The sequence below is a fragment of the Kosakonia sp. R1.Fl genome (assembly GCF_023516815.1).
GTDB lineage: Bacteria > Pseudomonadota > Gammaproteobacteria > Enterobacterales > Enterobacteriaceae > Kosakonia.
Genome location: NZ_JAMGSQ010000001.1, coordinates 3,081,142 through 3,099,889 on the forward strand (window position 1 = coordinate 3,081,142; position 18,748 = coordinate 3,099,889).

Sequence of the window (18,748 nt, forward strand, 5' to 3'; positions counted from 1 at the left end):
GAAAAACACGCAAAACGGAGCAGCACTTATCCTCGATAAGTGAAAATCAATTGATCGGGCCGTCCGGGGAGTCCGGGTTTGGCACCGGAATATCGGCGCTGACGCGCAGATCCCGATCGTCGAAAATCATGCAGTGACGGCTATCAAAGGCGAGGGTTATTTTCTGCCACGGGCGGAAATGGACATCCCCCGGCAACAGAATTTTTATGTTGTCATGGCCGTAACACTGACCAAACAGGTAGGTGTTATTACCCAGCCGTTCTACCACTTCGCACTGAAATTCCAGCGGCGTGCCGCGCGTGACATCCGTGGAGAGATGTTCCGGGCGAATGCCGAGCGTAATCGAAGCGCCAGGCTCCAGGCGCGAGGTGTCGATACCGAGCGTTAATTGATGCCCCTGTGCCAGCGTGATAGTCACTTCGCCGGGTTGCCAGGCGTTAACCGTGGCGGGCAGGAAATTCATCTTCGGCGAGCCGATAAACCCGGCGACAAACTTGTTTTTCGGATTGTAGTAGAGCGACATCGGCGAGCCCATCTGCTCGACATTGCCGTAGTTCATCACCACGATTTTATCCGCCAGCGTCATTGCTTCCACCTGATCGTGCGTGACATACACCATGGTGGTTTTCAGCTCCTGGTGCAGGCGCGCAATGTGCAGGCGCATCTCGACGCGCAGTTCAGCATCGAGGTTGGAGAGCGGCTCGTCGAACATAAACACACGCGGATTACGCACAATCGCGCGGCCAATGGCGACGCGCTGGCGCTGACCGCCGGAGAGCTGTTTCGGTTTTCGGTCCAGCAGGTGGCTCAGTTGCAGGGTTTTCGCCACCATCTCCACCTGGCGGCGGATCTCCTCTTTCGGCACTTTGTTCACTTTCAGCCCGTAGCCCATATTTTCCGCCACGGTCATATGGGGATAGAGCGCGTAAGACTGGAACACCATCGACACGCCGCGATGCGCCGGCGCGACATCATTCATCACTTCGTCGCCAATCAACACTTCGCCTTCGCTGACCTCTTCCAGACCGGCAATCATGCGCAGCATGGTGGATTTACCGCAGCCGGAAGGGCCGACAAATACCGCGAATTCGCCATCATCAATCGACAAATTGACATTGTTCAGCGTCACCGTGTCGCCAAACCGTTTGGTGACATTCCTCAGTCGTATATTGGACATCAACGTTCCCCGAATGTAGTAGCCGTTATTTACCGTTTATGCCGTGCGCTGAGTGTTTTTTGTATTACGTATAACAATCATCTGGCGTCGCTGCGTAACGGCGAAAAGTCTTGCTATGACTATAACTTCCAGTGTTTTTGCGCCCTATATCGAATTTTCATTTCTGTAATGCCGGTCACATAACTCACCGTTTATGCTCGTTTTATTAATTGTTAAAGCGTAGCGTATAACAAATTCAATAAGGCGGGTGAATACGTCTTAAACCCTGCAATATCAGGTGGTTTGTTTAAAAGGCATCCTGATGCTGCGCCATAAAAACCACAAAATTGTTATACCTTGACATGAGGTTGATAATGAAAAAGAACACACTTACTGCACTGATCCTCTCTGCACTCGCCGTTGGCCAGACGGTTAGCCTGTCGGCGCACGCCGCCACTCAGCAGCTTAATGTCTGGGAAGACATCAAAAAGTCGGTCGGCATTCAGGACGCCGTAAAAGATTTCGAACAAAAGTACGACGTCAAAGTTAATGTGCAGGAGATGCCCTACGCGCAGCAGTTGGAGAAATTACGCCTCGATGGCCCGGCCGGCATTGGCCCGGATGTGCTGGTCATTCCCAATGATCAACTGGGTGGCGCGGTGGTGCAAGGGTTGCTGACCCCCCTGAATCTGGATAAAGAAAAAGTTGACGCCTTTACGCCTGCGTCAATCAACGCCTTTCGTCTGGATAACACGCTGTATGGTGTGCCGAAAGCGGTGGAAACCCTCGTGCTTATCTATAACAAGGAACTGATTGATAAGCCGCTGCAAAGCCTTCCGGAGTGGCTCGACTATTCGAAAAAACAGCGCGCACAGGACAAATACGGGCTGCTGGCCAAGTTTGACCAGATTTATTACAGCTGGGGTGCTATCGGGCCGGAAGGCGGCTACCTGTTTGGTAAAAACGATAAAGGCGGTTTCAACCCGCAGGATATTGGCCTCAATAAACCGGGCGCGGTGGAAGCCGTCACTTTCCTGAAAAAATTCTACGCCGAAGGCGTGTTCCCCTCTGGCATCCTCGGCGATAACGGTCTGAACGCCATCGATTCGCTGTTTACCGAGAAAAAAGCCGCAGCGGTGATTAACGGCCCATGGGCGTTCCAGCCGTATGAAGCGGCGGGTATCAATTACGGCGTCGCGCCGCTGCCGAACTTACCAGACGGCAAGCCGATGAGCTCGTTCCTCGGTGTGAAAGGCTATGTCGTTTCAACCTGGAGCAAAGACAAAAAGCTCGCTCAGCAATTCATCGAATTTATCAACCAGCCGCAGTACGTGAAAACGCGCTATATCGCCACCCGTGAAATCCCGGCGCAGAAAGCGATGATTGACGATCCGGTTATCAAAAACGACGAAAAAGCCAGCGCTGTGGCGGTTCAGGCGGCGCGCGCGACGGCAATGCCGGGCATTCCGGAGATGGGCGAAGTGTGGGGCCCGGCGAACGCCGCGCTGGAGCTGAGCCTGACCGGCAAACAGGAACCGCAGGCGGCGCTCGATGCGGCCACCAAACAGATCCATATGCAAGTTGAAGCGATGCAGGCCAGTAACCAGTAACCGCGTGTTGTTGCGAAACGGGAGGGACACCTCCCGTTGTTGAAAAGGAGTCGTACGTGATTATCAGTCCCAGCGAAAATTTTGCCAAAACGCGTGGCGCAGGGCGGCATGCGTGGTGCGGGCTGCTGCTGGCCGTTGTGCCGGGTTTTGGTCAGTTTTATCACCGCCAGTGGTTCAAGGGCCTTATCTTCCTGGTGCTGCTTAGCAGCTTTATGGGCATTTTTTACGATTTTCTGCGTGAAGGATTGTGGGGGTTATACACCCTTGGCGAAGAAGTCCCGCGTGATAACTCCATTTTCTTACTGGCGGAAGGGATCATCAGCGTACTCATCATCGCCTTTGGCGTGATGGTCTATTACCTCTCGCTGCGCGATGCGTGGGTAAACGGTAAAAAACGCGACGCAGGAAAACCGCTCAACAGCGTGCGCAAACAGTACCAGATGTTACTCAGCGACGGTTTCCCGTATCTGATGATCACGCCAGGCTTTATTCTGCTGGTGTTTGTGGTGATTTTCCCGATCCTCTTCGGTTTCGCCATCGCCTTCACTAACTACAACCTTTACCACACGCCGCCGGCCAAGCTGGTGGACTGGGTAGGGTTAAAGAACTTCGTAAACATCTTTACCTTGTCGATCTGGCGTTCAACCTTCTTTGATGTGCTGCAATGGACGGTGGTATGGACGTTGCTGGCCACCACGTTGCAGTGTTCCGTTGGCGTACTGCTGGCGATTCTGGTGAACCAGAAAGATCTGCGCTTTAAGCCGCTGGTACGCACCATTTTTATCCTGCCGTGGGCGGTGCCGGGATTTGTCACCATTCTGGTGTTCGCCGGGATGTTTAACGATTCGTTCGGCGTGATTAACAATGCCATTCTTGCGTTCTTCGGCATTGCACCGAAAGCGTGGCTAACGGATCCGTTCTGGACTAAAACGGCGCTGATCATGATGCAAACCTGGCTCGGTTTCCCGTTTGTTTTCGCCATGACCACCGGCGTGTTGCAGGCTATCCCGGACGATTTATACGAAGCGGCGAAAATGGATGGCGCGGGCACCTGGACGCGGCTGCGCACCATTACGCTGCCGCTGGTGCTGTACTCGATTGCGCCGATCATCATCACCCAGTACACCTTCAACTTTAACAACTTCAACATCATCTATCTGTTTAACAACGGCGGCCCGGCAGTCGCAGGGGCGAACGCGGGTGGGACGGATATCCTGGTGTCGTGGATTTACAAGCTGACGATGTCCTCCTCGCAGTACGCGATTGCGGCGACCATCACCATTTTGCTGTCGATTTTTGTCGTCGGCCTGGCGCTGTGGCAGTTCCGCGCGACCAAATCCTTTAAAAACGACGACATGGCATAAGGGAAGAAAAATGGCTCAATCACAAAGTATCCGCCGCGAAAAGTGGATCCGCCTGACGCTCTCCTGGCTGGTTATCGCGCTGGTATCGCTGATGATTATCTATCCGCTGGTGTGGACGATTGGCGCGTCGCTGAACGCTGGTAACAGCCTGCTCAGCACCTCGATAATCCCGGAAAACCTCTCGTTTCAGCACTACGCCGATCTGTTTAACGGCCAGGTCAACTATCTGACCTGGTACTGGAACTCAATGAAGATCAGCCTGCTGACGATGGTGCTGACCTTAATCAGTGTCAGTTTCACCGCCTATGCCTTTTCCCGCTTTCGTTTTAAAGGGCGGCAGAACGGGCTGATGCTGTTTTTGCTGTTGCAGATGATCCCGCAGTTTTCGGCGCTGATCGCCATTTTCGTGCTGTCGCAACTGTTGGGCTTAATCAACAGCCATATGGCGCTGGTACTGATTTATGTCGCCGGGATGATCCCGATGAACACCTATCTGATGAAAGGCTATCTCGATGCTATTCCGCGTGACCTGGATGAGTCCGCACGTATGGACGGCGCGAGTAACTTCCGCATTTTTATTGAGATCATCATGCCGCTGTCGAAACCCATTGTGGCCGTGGTGGCACTGTTCTCTTTCACCGGGCCGCTGGGGGATTTCATTCTCTCCAGCACTATTCTGCGCACCCCGGACAAATACACGCTGCCGATTGGGCTTTACAACCTGGTAGCGCAAAAAATGGGCGCCAGTTACACCACCTACGCGGCGGGCGCGGTCTTGATCGCCGTTCCGGTGGCCATTCTTTATCTGGCACTGCAAAAATACTTCGTCTCCGGCCTGACCTCCGGCAGCACCAAAGGATAACCACATGAAAAGATTTGCACCCGCTCTGCTTGCTGTCTGTCTTGGTAGTTTGTCCGCCAGCACCTTTGCCGCCGACGCGTTAAAGACGCGCCCTTTTAGCGGCATGCCCGCCGATTTCATCAAAGGCGCGGATATTTCAACGCTGCTCGACGCCGAGAAACACGGGGCGACGTTTTATAACGAAAGTAACCAGCCGCAGGATGCGATCGCCATTCTGAAAGCCAACGGCGTCAACTATGTACGCTTGCGTTTGTGGGTGGACCCGAAAGATGCGCAAGGGCAGGCGTACGGCGGCGGCAATAATGATTTAGCCAGCACGCTGGCGCTGGCGAAACGGGCCAAAGCGCAGGGTATGAAACTGCTGCTCGATTTCCACTACAGCGATTTCTGGACCGATCCGGGCAAGCAATACAAACCGAAAGCCTGGGAGAAGATGGATTACCCGCAGCTGAAAACGGCAATCCATGACTACACCCGCGACACCATCGCCCGCTTTAAGCAAGAAGGCGTGCTGCCGGATATGGTGCAAATCGGCAATGAGATCAACGGCGGCATGTTGTGGCCGGAAGGCAAAAGCTGGGGGCAGGGCGGCGGTGAGTTTGACCGGCTGGCGGGCTTGCTGAATTCCGCTATCGACGGCCTGAAAGAGAACCTGAAGAACGGCGAACAGGTAAAAATCATGCTGCATCTGGCGGAAGGCACCAAGAACGATACCTTCCGCTGGTGGTTTGATGAAATCACCAAACGCAACGTGCCGTTCGATGTCATTGGCCTCTCGATGTACACCTACTGGAACGGGCCAATCAGCGCGTTGCAGGCCAATATGGACGACATCAGCAAGCGCTACAACAAAGATGTGATTGTGGTGGAAGCGGCCTACGGCTATACGCTGGCGAACTGTGATAACGCGGAAAACAGCTTCCAGGCGAAAGAGGAAAAAGAGGGCGGCTACCCCGGCACTGTGCAGGGGCAATATGACTATATTCACGATTTAATGCAGTCGGTAATCAATGTTCAGGGCCATCGCGGTAAAGGTATTTTTTATTGGGAGCCAACCTGGATTGCCGTTCCCGGAAATACCTGGGCCACACAAGCGGGCATGAAATATATCAACGACCAGTGGAAAGAGGGAAATGCCCGAGAAAACCAGGCGTTATTTGATTGCCATGGGAAAGTGCTGCCATCGGTAAAAGTCTTTAATTAATTTTGGTGTGGTAAATTTCAGGAATTCATTATGAATAAATTTGCGCCTTTAAGCCCGAAGGTCGTCTCGCTATTGCATGGCGCGGACTATAACCCGGAACAGTGGGAAAACTATCCCGATATTATTGATAAAGACATTGCCATGATGGAGCAGGCAAAATGCAATGTGATGTCCGTCGGCATATTCAGCTGGTCGAAACTCGAACCGCAGGAAGGGGTATTTAATTTCGCCTGGCTGGATGAGGTCATCGATAAATTATATGCCGCCGGTATCCATATTTTTCTCGCCACGCCAAGCGGCGCGCGTCCGGCGTGGATGTCACAAAAATACCCGGAGGTGTTGCGGGTCGGGCGCGATCGCGTTCCGGCGCTGCACGGCGGGCGGCACAACCACTGCATGACCTCGCCGGTGTACCGGGAAAAGACGCTGAAAATTAATACGCTGCTGGCAGAGCGTTATGCAAACCATCCCGCAGTGCTGGGCTGGCATATTTCCAATGAATACGGTGGAGAATGCCACTGCGATTTATGTCAGGAGAAATTCCGCGGCTGGCTGAAAGCACGTTATCAGACGCTGGAAAATCTTAACCACGCCTGGTGGAGCGACTTCTGGAGCCACACCTACAGTGACTGGTCGCAGATCCAGTCGCCATCGCCGCAGGGGGAAGTCTCCATTCACGGGCTGAACCTCGACTGGCGGCGTTTTAACACCGCGCAGGTAACCGACTTTTGCCGCCATGAAGTGGCCCCGCTGAAGGCCACCAACGCGGCGCTGCCGGTGACCACCAACTTTATGGAGTATTTCTACGATTACGACTACTGGCAACTGGCTGAAGCAATTGATTTTATCTCCTGGGACAGCTACCCGATGTGGCACCGGGATAAAGACGAAACGACGCTGGCCTGCTACACCGCCATGTATCACGACATGATGCGCACGCTGAAAGGCGGCAAACCCTTTGTGCTGATGGAGTCGACGCCGAGCGTCACCAACTGGCAGCCGACCAGCAAGCTGAAAAAACCGGGAATGCACATTCTCTCGTCACTGCAGGCGGTGGCGCACGGCGCCGATTCGGTGCAGTACTTCCAGTGGCGTAAAAGCCGTGGTTCAGTCGAGAAGTTCCACGGTGCGGTTATCGATCACGTCGGACATCTGGATACGCGCGTGGGTCGTGAAGTCTGCGCGCTGGGCGACATGCTCAGCAAACTCACCCCGGTAATGGGGTGCCGTACCGATGCCCGTGTGGCGATTATCTTCGATCAGCAAAACCGCTGGGCGCTGGATGACGCCGAAGGCCCGCGCAATAAAGGGCTGGAGTATGAAAAAACGGTTAACGAGCACTATCGACCGTTCTGGGAAAAAGGCATTGCTGTTGATGTGATCAATGCCGATGCCGATCTCAGCCGTTATCAACTGGTGATTGCGCCGATACTGTATATGGTGCGCAACGGTTTTGCCGAACGCGCAGAGGCGTTTGTCGCGGCGGGCGGTCATCTGGTGACCTCCTACTGGACTGGCGTGGTCAATGAAAGCGATCTCTGTTATCTCGGCGGTTTCCCGGGTCCGCTGCGCAAATTGCTGGGTATCTGGGCAGAAGAGATTGATTGCCTGGACGATAACGAGCGCAATCTGGTGCAGGGACTGGCGGGGAATGAAGCCGGGTTACAGGGGCCGTATCAGGTGCGCCATCTGTGTGAGTTGATCCATACCGAGAGCGCGCAGGCGCTGGCAACCTACCGGGATGATTTCTACGCCGGTCGACCCGCCGTGACGGTCAATCATGTCGGCAAAGGCAAGGCCTGGCACGTCGCATCACGCAACGATCTCGCCTTCCAGCGTGATTTCTTCGCCAACATTATTGAGGAGTTGAAGTTGCCGCGCGCGTTACAACACGATTTGCCGCCGGGCGTCATTGCCACGGCGCGTACCGATGGCGAAAGCACCTTTGTCTTTATCCAGAACTTTAGCGCCCAGCAGCAGGTAATAACGCTGCCTGACGGTTGTCAGGATTGTTTATCCGGTTCGTCGGTCAGCGGCGCGATGCCGCTCGCTCCCTGGGATTGCCGGGTTGTAAGCCGTAAAGCGTAAGTGAACCTTCCGCGCCTGCCCATTCGGGCAGGCGTTTTTTTATCTGCTGATTATCAGGAGACTATTATGGTGAGCCTTAAATCCTTCCTGCACTACTTCTCTGAAGCGAAAAATGCGGCAACAACGCCGATTAGCGAGGGGGAGTTACAGAAAATCCAGCGACTGGCGCAAGCCTTTGGCGGCGCGCCGAATATTGCGCATGTGGATGCCTGCTTAACCCGTTTACGCGTGACGGTAAACGATCTGGCTGTTGTCGACTCTCAGGCACTGCAAAATGAAGGGGCGTTGGGTGTAATTATTCTTGGCCAAGAAGTCCACGCTATTTTCGGTAAACAATCTGACGCGCTGCGTAAATTACTTGATGAACATTTCTCATCTCGCTAATAAATAAAAAAAGGGATACCTGCATGGGTATCCCGAAATAAAACAGTGGCAACTTTGCTCAGTTTGCGGAGATAAAGTAAATAATGATGTTACTCGTTAATACATACAACGTGGTGCATTATCTTTTTGCGACAACATAGTTTCCTGGTATTGGCTTATTAAAATAAAAAGCCAGAGTAAACAGCATCAGCCAACAAAGAGATAACGTGAAGGATGAAGCGTATTACCACCAGGCTTCAACCTGAACACCGAAGTTCCAGGTATTATTTTTCGTTCCGTCTTCAAATGATTTTCCGTCTTCCGAATCATTTAAATAGGAAGCGAAAAGGCGTAACTCAGGACGAGACATAAATTCCGGGCCATCCGCCAGACCGACGGCAAAAGTATATTTCTCGCCGCTCTGTTTGTAGTGAGTGCCGTTTTTATAATCATCTTTCTGGTAGAAACCGCCGACTTCACCAATCAGGCGCACATAATTGGTGAGCTGATACTGAGCGCGGCCAACCAGCGAAACCAGACGCGTTTTGTCGGTGTATTCGGTAATGTCGTTGGCCGAACCGTATGTCAGCACGTGGTTCAGCGAGAACTTATCGGTAATCGGAATCAGACCGGTGTTAATCACGCGATAGCCGCTGGCGTCATTAACGTAATGCCACATGTCGTACCAGCCGCCGCCCTGCGACACCATGTTCTGCGCCAGTCCTTTGTTGGCGTATTGCAGCACCAGCTTGTTGTAGCCGCCAAACATATCCTGGCTGATTTCACCGGTTACCATCACGCCATCATCGGCTTCATACAGGCCACCATACTGTTTCTGTTTTTTGGTCGGGTTTGGCATGGCGTAGTCGATGCCGAACTCGGTCCACGCACCTGACCACGGTTTCCAGCCCGCGTAACGCAGGTCGATATAGTTGATGTTGACGTCGTTATCGTTATCCACGCGGTAATCGACATCGTTGGCGTCGCCACGGATCCACGCCACGGACACTGCGCCCGGGCCTAAGGTGTAGTTTTCAACACCTGCGCCGGAACCGGAAATGTTCCAGTATTTAGTATCGATAATGTGCAGATCGTGACGCTGGTAGTAACGTTTACCGCCCCAGATCACCGCGTTGGGATCGTTAGGGATAAGCCCTTTGATTTGCAGGTTTAACTGGCGCAAACCAAATTGGGCGTCGTCGCCAATGGTGGTTTCGTTGTCGTTGGAGCCGTCGGAAACCATGCTGACCATGGTGTCGAGGTAAAAGCTCACTTCGTCTTTTTTATACACTTCCGAGCCCAGTTCCACTTCCCCGTAGGTGTCGGATTCGTTACCGAGGCGGCCGAGTTTGTTTTTCTGCCACTCCACCTGTCCGCCATCGCCCGACACGCCTACGCCGCCGCGCAGGTAACCGTGAAAGTCGATAGGCACAGAAGATGAGGCGGCCAGGATGGATGGTGAAGTCAGCGCAGCGGCTAACGCAAGTGTGAGAGTGCGTAGCGTAGTGTTCATATCATTCCTCTTATTGTTTTGTATTACGTTCACATAAACGCTGTCATAAAATGCCTAAATGTAAAAGCAGGCAAACTAACGATTACGAATGTGTGATTAAGTGCAAATAAATCAGCGTTTTTTGTTACAGGTAGCGAATTCCTTCACAATGTTCGCTATTGTGAGCGTGATACTTAGTTGGCGAAAAAGAGACGAGGAAAAGTGTGGTGAGCGTTTTTTTAGATGGCCCCTGTTACAATCGGCGCATAACAACATAAGGAACCGGACCATGAAGTCTAAAAGTGCGACGTTAGAAGACGTTGCCCGCCATGCGGGTGTCTCCTATCAGACCGTGTCCAGGGTACTCAACAAATCTGCCAATGTATCCGAAGCCACGCGTCTCAAGGTTGAGAAATCCATAGAGTTATTGCGCTACGTACCCAACAGGCTGGCCCAACAGCTGGTCGGCAAGCAGAGCCAGACCATTGGACTGGTGACCACTTCGCTGGCCCTGCACGCACCATCGCAGGTGGCGGCGGCGGTAAAACGCTATGCCAACCTCGATGGTTACCAGGTGCTGATCTCAATGATTGATGAGAACGTCAATCATGATATCCAGGCTGCGATCAATGAACTGAAATCACAGCTGGTCGATAAAGTGATCATCAACGTGCCGCTGGAGACCGAACAGGCGCAGCGCATCGCGTCTGACAACGATGATGTCGTCTGCCTGTTTCTCGATGTTGACCCTTACAGTTCGGTGTTTAACGTTTCGTTTAACCCGGCAGATGGTACCCGTGCCAGCGTCAAACACCTGTACGATTTGGGACACCGGGAGATTGCTTTACTGGCCGGGCCGGAAAGTTCTGTCTCCGCGAAGCTGCGCCTGAAAAGCTGGATCGAAACCCTAAACGGCTATGGCCTGAAACCGGTGATGGTTTTTCATGGTAACTGGGACGCGCAAAGTGGTTATGCCGGTGCGCTACAGATGCTGCGCGAAACGCCAAACTTCACCGCCGTGTTGGTAGGTAATGACCAGATGGCGCTGGGCGTGCTAAGCGCGTTTCATCAGCACCAGGTGGCGATCCCCGGTGAGAAATCGGTCGTCGGTTATGATGACACCTACGAAAGCTCATTCTTTTACCCGGCGCTGACCACCGTCTCGCTGGATCTCGATTTACAGGGTAAGGAAGCGGTTCGGCGGCTGCTCGACAGCGGTCACGGCGATGCCGCTCGCAGCTCTTCGGTACTGCCCGCACGGCTTATTGTGCGCCACTCAACAGGGGCACTGCAGGCGCAGGACACCAACCTGCAAGAGATCGCCCAGCAATTGCAATCCATTGCACACAAGTTGTGGAAATAATTACGCTTTAATGTCACCTGTCATCCGGCGCTTGTGCCGGGTGACATCCCCGCGCCGGCTCACTTTCCAATCCATTATTCCGTGTTTCAGCCATGTATCTCATTTTGGCCTTGCGCTGAGTCCCCATTTATTTTCGGATTTTTAATTTTAATAATTAACACAAAAATAACAGGCAACTTGTTAATATTTCTCACTTCATTGAGCGAAATAAACGGCGAGTAAAAAATGATCTTACCTGGTAACTGTCCAGCAGTTTGCTGTTAAGATAACTTGTGCATGAGAGTTAATGCTGACATTTTCGGGTAAATGTAATTAAGCGTTTACTTAATCGATAAATACCTTGTGATCTTAGCGGTAACGGTAATCGGGATATATTTAATATTTTAAGGTCGGTGCGTTATTTTCTGTGTAATAGCGTTTTGTTTTATCTGTTCCATTAATTTATCTTCCATGACTGTCACGAATTGCTCAGTTGAGGTCGCGGTGTGTCTGCATGAGTTGTGGGTGTTGTTTACCGAAATAAATTACAGGAACGCTTATTTTAAATATAAGGGAGTTCTATATGGAAAGGATTATTAAACCTAATTCAGGTAAGTTAGCGCGGCAATTTTCTGCACCCTTTAAACTGGATATGACGCGCTACCCCTCATTCGGTTTAAATAGCGTGTCGAATATGAAAACCACGCTTACACGCCTTTCCTGCGCAGTAAGACGTACCTTTCCAGTGTTGTTGTTTTTTACGGGCATTCCGGGTGCTATGGCCGTAAATATTACGCAAAATACGCTTTACGATAAGCCGGTTAACGATATTACCGATGGCCTTAAGTTCGATCCGAATAGCGGCCTGGAAATTACCGCTGGAGCCGGTACTGTCAATATCACTAACGGCTCAGGTCCCTATGCAGTAGAGATGGACAGCGCTTATTTATGGTTACATGGCGGTTCGCTTAATGGCGCGGGCGATCTGCTTTTGAAGGGGCAGTCGCACATTCAGTTCGGCGGGGCGCAAATCGGTGGTGTCCCCACATTGACAAACGGTTATGGCGGCACACTCTCGTTTGGCAACCTTGTAACCAGCACCGGTGCTGGCACGTCAACATCTATTAATATTTATGATGCGCAGTCGGTAATCGTGGCCAGCAGCATCAACCTGCAGTCTGAAACAAGCCAGTTCGTCCAGACCGGCGGCACGACCACCGTGGCACATGATATGTCGATTTTACCCAGTGGTGGCGCGGCGAGTGGCGGGTTATCCGTCAGCGGTTCCGCGATTCTCAATGTAGGCGATAATCTCACCGCCGATCTCGCTGGCGGTGGCATGGGCTTACATATTGCCGATGGCGCAACCGTCAATGTTGGCGGTGATTTAACGCTCTCAAATGATCGAACCCTCAATGACATCAATGCGGTTGCGGATAACGCAATAATTCGCAATGCGGACGTGCATGTTAACGGCGATATGAACCTTAATGGCACGCATGCCGGTGACACGGCGTGGCAAATACAGGGTGGTTCTTCCGGGCAACACGTAGTTATCGGCGAAAATATGAATCTTAATGCGTCTGCTGCCGGTAATAACATGAAAACGGTACTCGGTAATAATGCGTGGGTGGATGTGGGGGGTAATATTAACCTTGGCAGCGTATCTGGCGCAAATAACACCCTTTATATTGGTGACGCATTAACGGATGAACAAAATCATATTCGGGCGACTCGTATTATTATGAGCGGGGCTGGTAATAATAAAGTTATTTTTAATAATAATTTTTCTACGCAATCGAATGATGATGGCTATGTTTTTAACATGCAAATAGTGGGTGAGGGTAGTGTCGAATATCAGTCGGGTCATACCACGCTGGGTTTAGAGTCTGATTATAGCGGTGATACGCTAATTAGCGGTGGTTTGGTTACGATTAATCATACGAAAGCGCTGGGATCAAATACTATAACAATTAATACTGACGCAAATGACTGGTCGCAAGGGCTGGAAATTGCCGGGATGGAACACTACGCCTTCACCAATAAAATGATCGGCACGGGTATGACTACCGTGTCAGGGGATGTCATCATTTTTATTAATAAAAACACCTATGCCGGGATGTGGAATATTACCGGGAAAGCGGCAGCCAGTAAGGATTTATTATTCAGTAACAACGCGTTTGGTACGGGCACTATTAATGTTGATACGAATGGTGAATTCAGCGCACAAACAGATGCTGCTTTCGAATTTAATAATCACCTGACCGGTACGGGCGATTTTATTGCCGATAATAACCACAACTCGTTTAATTTTACCGCTGATGTCGGGCGTGATTTTTCCGGTGATGTCTATCTCAGAAATAACGATTTTCTGCTGGATGGGGTCAATACCGCCGCGCTCACTCAGGCCACACTGCATGTTGAAAACGGCAACACCACCACCGTTGGCGCGGGCACCCAATCCATTGGCGGCCTGGCTTTCAACGGCGGCACCATGGTATTTGGCGATGTCGGCTCTCTGCCTTCGGTTGAAGTTGCGGGAAATGTGGATTTGTCCGGGCGGGGCACCATTCAGATCAGCAACAGCAGCAGTTTGCAACATGCGCCGCCTGATACCAGTAACCCGCTCATGCAACAGGACGAGGCGGAAGTTGTACGTCAGTTGGTGGAAAGCCAGCAAGCCGTAACCGGCGCTGGCGGTAATTTGCTGCTCGTCGATGAAAATGGCCTGGCGGTTTCCGCAGAAACGGAGCACGACGTTACGCAAAATGGCCAGACCGTGGCGAAAGGGCACTATGATTATCGTCTTACCAGCGGTAGCGGCGCGGATGGTATGTATATTAATTACGGGCTGACTGAGCTTGAACTGCTGGCGCAGGGCAATGATGCCCTGACATTGAACGCCGCAGGCAACAGCGGTAACGCCGCCGATCTGAGCGCGAAAGTCAGCGGAAGCGGCGATTTACAAATTAATACCGACACCGCAGTTTCACTCTCCAATCAGGATAACGACTACACCGGCACAACGCGAATTGTGGCCGGTGAGTTGCAATTAGCTAACGATCACACCCTGGGCAACACCTCGTTGCTCGACATGGCCTCTGCAACGGTGCTGGACATTCATGGCTATCAGCAAACGCTGGGCGCGGTGGAGAGCGAGCAGGGATCGCGGATTGATCTTGCTGGCGGTACGCTGACGGTGACCAAAGGCGGCGATATCGCTGGTGCGCTCACCGGCAGCGGCGCGTTGAATTTCACCAGTGGGCCGATGGCTATCCACGGCGACAATAACGCGCTCAGCGCCGATATCACCATAACATCGGGGGCATCCGTCACCCTCGATACTCCTCGTGGGCTGGGAACCGCAGGCATCGATAATCTCGGTTTTCTCAAATTTAACGGTGCTTCCGGTCTGTTTGAAAACACGCTTACCAATAACGGCATCGTTGTTCTCAACAACAGCGACATCCAGTTTACCGCTGATAATACTCATTTCGGCGGGACGGTTGAGATTGGCGACGGCAGCCAGCTTACGGTTAATGCGGCAAATCAGCTGAGTTCAGCTTCGATAATCAATGACGGAACGCTTCGGCTGGTGACTAATGATGACTGGACGGTACAAAACAGCGTGACCGGTTCCGGCGGGCTGGAAAAAGGCGGCCTCGGCATCATCACGCTCTCGCAGGCCGCTGCGCTTTACAGAGGCGAGACGAATATCCGAACCGGCGGAGTGAAGTTTGGTTCCCCCGAAGATCCGTTCACGCTCGAGTCATCGCACGTCAATATCTATCAGGACGCTGCACTTATCGGCAACGGCGCGGTAGCAGGCGATGTCACTAACGCTGGTACTCTGTCGATTGGAACCGGGAAGCAGTCTGCACGCGCGGCAGGTGCCGCCGCAGTGAGCGATGTGTTAACCATAAACGGTAACCTGAGTAACAGCGGCACTGTTCAGATAGGTGCGGCAACAAGCGGCAAAGCGCCGGGTAATCAACTGGTAGTGAAGGGCGATTACCAGGGCAGCAACGGTTTAATTAATTTCAACACCGTTCTGGCGGATGACAGCGCCGCCACGGAAACGCTGCGCGTGGAAGGCGATACCAGCGGTACGACGAAGGTCAGCGTTAACAATGTCGGCGGCACTGGATTACCTACGCTAAACGGGATTCGGCTCATCCAGGTAAACGGTCACTCCGCCGGGCGATTCACTCAGCAGGGGCGAATTGTCGCAGGCGCGTATGAATATATGCTGGTGCGCGGCAACGGGCAGGATCATGCGCACTGGTATTTAAGCAACCAGATGCCAGAAGACGTGCCGCCTGACCCGGAAGACCCGCCGACCGACCCGGAAGATCCCCCGGGCGAGCCGGAGCAGCCGCCGACTGAGCAGCCCGATCCTGACCCGACGCCATCCCAACCGGAACCACCGCAATCCACAACGCCGGTTAACCGCCCGGAAGGGGGAAGCTACACGGAAAATCTGGCGGCAGCCAACCGCATGTTTGCCTTCCGTTTGCAGGATAGCGAGACCGATAACGCGCAGCAGGGCGATACCGCAGAAAGCGGCATGTGGATGCATCAGGCGGGAGCGCGTAATCGCTCGAGCGACGGCAGCGGACAATTGAAAACCACGTCGACTCAGTACGTAATGATGCTGGGCGGCGACCTGGTGCAGTGGGGCGACGACCGGCAGGGGCGCACGGGCGTCATGGCCGGGTACGGAAACAACCATAGCAACACGCACTCGGACATCAGCGGTTACGATGCTGACGGTCGGGTAAACGGCTTCACGGCAGGCGCATACGGCGCATGGTATGCCGACGATGTTAATAAAACCGGGCTGTATATTGGCAGTTGGGCGCAATACAGCTGGTTTACGAATTCAGTCAGCGGCGAGGAACTCTCTTCCGAGGCGTATCACGCGAAAGGCGTCAGTGCGTCCGTTGAAACCGCCTGGAACTGGAAAGCTGCGGAGTTTTCCGCCAGCAACGGTTCGCGGACAATCTGGCACATCCAGCCGCAGGCGCAGGCTATATGGATGGGGGTAAAAGCCGAAGATCACCGCGAAGCAAACGGCACGCGCGTCAGCGGCGACGGGAGTAACGCGCTACAAACGCGGCTCGGGATCCGCAGTTGGTTGAACAGCTACGGCAGTGAGGATAATCAACACGGGCGCACGTTACAGCCGTTTATCGAAGCCAACTGGATCCACAACACGCAGCGTTTCGCGACGCGTATGGATGGTGAAACCATCAGCCAGGCGGGCGCGGAGAATGTCGGCGAAGTGAAAATCGGCATTACTGGCAGGTTGAACCCGCAGCTGAGTCTGTGGGGCAATATCGGCCATCAACTCGGCGGCAAAAGCTATAGCAGTACGCAAGCGACCTTGGGTGTTCGTTATGAATTCAAATAGTGGCCCATACGCCTTACGTTGCAGGGTTCGCCCGCGCATGGCGCTTTTGCAGGAAGGCTGGTTTACAACACCCGGCGCGCGCATTATCCTGAGTGGCGGTTACTAAACGGTTAACCGCAACGTATTGATTTTTAAATGACTCGGGGTGCCCTTCTTTGTGAAGGCTGAGAAATACCCGTACCACCTGATCTGGATAATGCCAGCGTAGGGAAGTCAGATGCCTGCCTGGCATCCCTTCTTCACGCCGGGCAGGAGCGAAACCATGCAACCTGACCTGCTTGATCGTGTGCAACTCGCACATGCGTTACAGCAATTCCGCCGTCGTTCTCCCCTTGTGCACTGTATGACTAATGACGTCGTACAAACCTTTACCGCTAACGTGCTGCTGGCGCTTGGCGCATCACCCGCGATGGTGATTGATAGCGAAGAAGCGCCACAGTTCAGCGCCATCGCCGATGCCCTGCTAATCAATGTGGGCACCTTAACGCGCGAACGCGCCGGGGCAATGCGCGCGGCGGTAGAGAGCGCGAATGCCGCACATAAACCCTGGACACTCGATCCCGTCGCCGTTGGCGCGCTCACGCTACGCACGGAATTCTGCCAGCAACTGCTGGCGCTGCGCCCGGCGGCGATCCGGGGGAATGCTTCGGAAATCCTCGCGCTGGCCGGCATGAGCGCAGGTGGGCGCGGCGTGGATACCACCGATACCGCCAGCGCGGCACTGCCTGCGGCGCAGGCGCTGGCGCGGCAAAGCGGGGCGATTGTCGCGGTAAGCGGCGAAGTGGATTACATCACCGATGGCCCGCGCGTGCTGATGGTGACCGGCGGTGATGTGCTGATGACACGCGTGGTTGGCACCGGCTGCGCGCTCTCGGCGGTAGTAGCTGCCAGTTGCGCGTTGCCGGGCGATAAACTGGAGAATGTCGCCGCGGCCTGTGCGTTTATGGCGCAAGCCGGTAGCCTGGCCTGCGCGAAAAGCACCGGACCGGGCAGTTTTGTTCCCGCCTTTCTGGACGCGCTGTATACGCTGGGAGGCAATGCATGAAACGCATCAACGCGTTAACCATTGCCGGCACCGACCCCAGCGGTGGGGCGGGTATTCAGGCGGATCTGAAAACCTTTTCGGCGCTGGGCGCATATGGCTGTTCGGTGATCACCGCGCTGGTGGCGCAAAACACCCGTGGCGTGCAATCGGTGTACCGCATTGAACCCGATTTTGTCGCCGCGCAGCTTGATTCTGTGCTCAGCGACGTGCGTATCGACACCACCAAAATCGGCATGCTGGCGGAAACGGACATTGTTGAAGCCGTCGCGGAGCGACTGCGGCGCTATCAGGTGCGCAATGTGGTGCTGGATACGGTGATGCTCGCCAAAAGTGGCGACCCGCTGTTATCGCCCTCAGCGGTCGCTGCGCTGCGTCAGCATTTACTGCCACAGGTTTCGCTTATTACGCCTAATTTGCCGGAAGCCGCCGCGCTGCTTGATGCGCCACATGCCCGCAGCGAACAGGAGATGCATGCGCAGGGCGAAGCGCTGCTGGCGCTCGGCTGTGAAGCGGTGTTGATGAAGGGCGGTCATCTGGATGACGCCGAAAGCCCGGACTGGCTATTTACCCGCGACGGGGCACTGCGCTTTACCACCCCGCGCGTGAAAACGAAAAATACCCACGGCACGGGCTGCACGCTCTCTGCCGCGCTGGCAGCGCTGCGCCCGCGTCATAACGACTGGGCATCAACCGTTGCGCAAGCAAAACAGTGGTTAACGGCGGCGCTCGCGCAGGCAGATACGCTGGAAGTGGGGAACGGCATTGGGCCGGTGCATCACTTTCATCAGTGGTGGTAAACCGCTATATGA

General features: G+C 53.7%; 12 protein-coding genes and 1 riboswitch. Of the genes, 10 read left to right on the plus strand and 2 right to left on the minus strand.

Annotated features, from left to right (window positions below):
- Positions 1-46: 46 nt before the first annotated feature.
- Positions 47-1,177, minus strand: coding sequence for an ABC transporter ATP-binding protein (locus tag M8Q36_RS14460; protein ID WP_097407471.1), 1,131 nt, complete (start codon positions 1,175-1,177; stop codon positions 47-49).
- 353 nt (positions 1,178-1,530) lie between these two features.
- On the opposite strand from M8Q36_RS14460, the gene M8Q36_RS14465 reads away from it, so the two are divergent.
- The 6 genes from M8Q36_RS14465 (at position 1,531) to M8Q36_RS14490 (ending at position 8,668) form a co-directional block, all read left to right on the plus strand.
- Positions 1,531-2,766, plus strand: coding sequence for an extracellular solute-binding protein (locus tag M8Q36_RS14465; protein ID WP_017459829.1), 1,236 nt, complete (start codon positions 1,531-1,533; stop codon positions 2,764-2,766).
- Between the two features lie 56 nt (positions 2,767-2,822).
- The gene (locus M8Q36_RS14470; protein WP_017459830.1) at positions 2,823-4,130 is read left to right on the plus strand and encodes a carbohydrate ABC transporter permease; all 1,308 of its coding nucleotides are present in this window, start codon (positions 2,823-2,825) and stop codon (positions 4,128-4,130) included.
- Positions 4,131-4,140: 10 nt separating this feature from the next.
- A complete protein-coding gene (locus M8Q36_RS14475) occupies positions 4,141-4,992 on the plus strand; it encodes a sugar ABC transporter permease (protein ID WP_020454348.1) in 852 nt (283 codons plus the stop codon).
- Positions 4,993-4,996: 4 nt separating this feature from the next.
- Positions 4,997-6,196 carry a glycoside hydrolase family 53 protein gene (locus M8Q36_RS14480; RefSeq protein ID WP_249881325.1) on the plus strand — a complete coding sequence of 400 codons (1,200 nt, stop codon included), beginning with the start codon at positions 4,997-4,999 and terminating at the stop codon, positions 6,194-6,196.
- Between the two features lie 30 nt (positions 6,197-6,226).
- A complete protein-coding gene (locus M8Q36_RS14485) occupies positions 6,227-8,284 on the plus strand; it encodes a beta-galactosidase (protein WP_249881326.1) in 2,058 nt (685 codons plus the stop codon).
- Positions 8,285-8,350: 66 nt separating this feature from the next.
- Positions 8,351-8,668: a PTS sugar transporter subunit IIB gene (locus tag M8Q36_RS14490; protein ID WP_249881327.1), complete on the plus strand. Its 318-nt coding sequence runs from the start codon at positions 8,351-8,353 to the stop codon at positions 8,666-8,668.
- Positions 8,669-8,891: 223 nt separating this feature from the next.
- Here the strand turns inward: M8Q36_RS14490 and M8Q36_RS14495 are convergent, their stop codons facing one another.
- Positions 8,892-10,160, minus strand: coding sequence for a maltoporin (locus M8Q36_RS14495; RefSeq protein WP_249881328.1), 1,269 nt, complete (start codon positions 10,158-10,160; stop codon positions 8,892-8,894).
- Positions 10,161-10,428: 268 nt separating this feature from the next.
- On the opposite strand from M8Q36_RS14495, the gene M8Q36_RS14500 reads away from it, so the two are divergent.
- The 4 genes from M8Q36_RS14500 to thiD all read left to right on the plus strand — a co-directional run bounded on the left by M8Q36_RS14500 (position 10,429) and on the right by thiD (position 18,736).
- The gene (locus tag M8Q36_RS14500; protein ID WP_249881329.1) at positions 10,429-11,502 is read left to right on the plus strand and encodes a LacI family DNA-binding transcriptional regulator; all 1,074 of its coding nucleotides are present in this window, start codon (positions 10,429-10,431) and stop codon (positions 11,500-11,502) included.
- A 757-nt stretch (positions 11,503-12,259) separates the two neighbouring features.
- Entirely contained in the window at positions 12,260-16,894 is a 4,635-nt protein-coding gene (locus M8Q36_RS14505) for an autotransporter outer membrane beta-barrel domain-containing protein (protein WP_249881330.1), read from the plus strand.
- A 131-nt stretch (positions 16,895-17,025) separates the two neighbouring features.
- Positions 17,026-17,122, plus strand: a riboswitch (TPP riboswitch).
- 34 nt (positions 17,123-17,156) lie between these two features.
- Positions 17,157-17,939, plus strand: coding sequence for a hydroxyethylthiazole kinase (gene thiM, locus M8Q36_RS14510; protein WP_249881331.1), 783 nt, complete (start codon positions 17,157-17,159; stop codon positions 17,937-17,939).
- On the plus strand, positions 17,936-18,736 hold the full coding sequence (thiD, locus tag M8Q36_RS14515; RefSeq protein ID WP_249881332.1) for a bifunctional hydroxymethylpyrimidine kinase/phosphomethylpyrimidine kinase: 801 nt from the start codon (positions 17,936-17,938) through the stop codon (positions 18,734-18,736). Before thiM ends, thiD begins: the two co-directional genes overlap by 4 nt.
- Positions 18,737-18,748: the final 12 nt, after the last annotated feature.

What these genes read in the sequence shown, in the direction of transcription:
- M8Q36_RS14495 (WP_249881328.1), bottom strand. Translation starts at nt 10,160, where the DNA reads ATGAACACTACGCTACGCACTCTCACACTTGCGTTAGCCGCTGCGCTG.
- M8Q36_RS14475 (WP_020454348.1), top strand. Translation starts at nt 4,141, where the DNA reads ATGGCTCAATCACAAAGTATCCGCCGCGAAAAGTGGATCCGCCTGACG.
- M8Q36_RS14505 (WP_249881330.1), top strand. Translation starts at nt 12,260, where the DNA reads ATGGCCGTAAATATTACGCAAAATACGCTTTACGATAAGCCGGTTAAC.
- M8Q36_RS14480 (WP_249881325.1), top strand. Translation starts at nt 4,997, where the DNA reads ATGAAAAGATTTGCACCCGCTCTGCTTGCTGTCTGTCTTGGTAGTTTG.
- thiM (WP_249881331.1), top strand. Translation starts at nt 17,157, where the DNA reads ATGCAACCTGACCTGCTTGATCGTGTGCAACTCGCACATGCGTTACAG.
- thiD (WP_249881332.1), top strand. Translation starts at nt 17,936, where the DNA reads ATGAAACGCATCAACGCGTTAACCATTGCCGGCACCGACCCCAGCGGT.
- M8Q36_RS14485 (WP_249881326.1), top strand. Translation starts at nt 6,227, where the DNA reads ATGAATAAATTTGCGCCTTTAAGCCCGAAGGTCGTCTCGCTATTGCAT.
- M8Q36_RS14500 (WP_249881329.1), top strand. Translation starts at nt 10,429, where the DNA reads ATGAAGTCTAAAAGTGCGACGTTAGAAGACGTTGCCCGCCATGCGGGT.
- M8Q36_RS14490 (WP_249881327.1), top strand. Translation starts at nt 8,351, where the DNA reads ATGGTGAGCCTTAAATCCTTCCTGCACTACTTCTCTGAAGCGAAAAAT.
- M8Q36_RS14465 (WP_017459829.1), top strand. Translation starts at nt 1,531, where the DNA reads ATGAAAAAGAACACACTTACTGCACTGATCCTCTCTGCACTCGCCGTT.
- M8Q36_RS14460 (WP_097407471.1), bottom strand. Translation starts at nt 1,177, where the DNA reads ATGTCCAATATACGACTGAGGAATGTCACCAAACGGTTTGGCGACACG.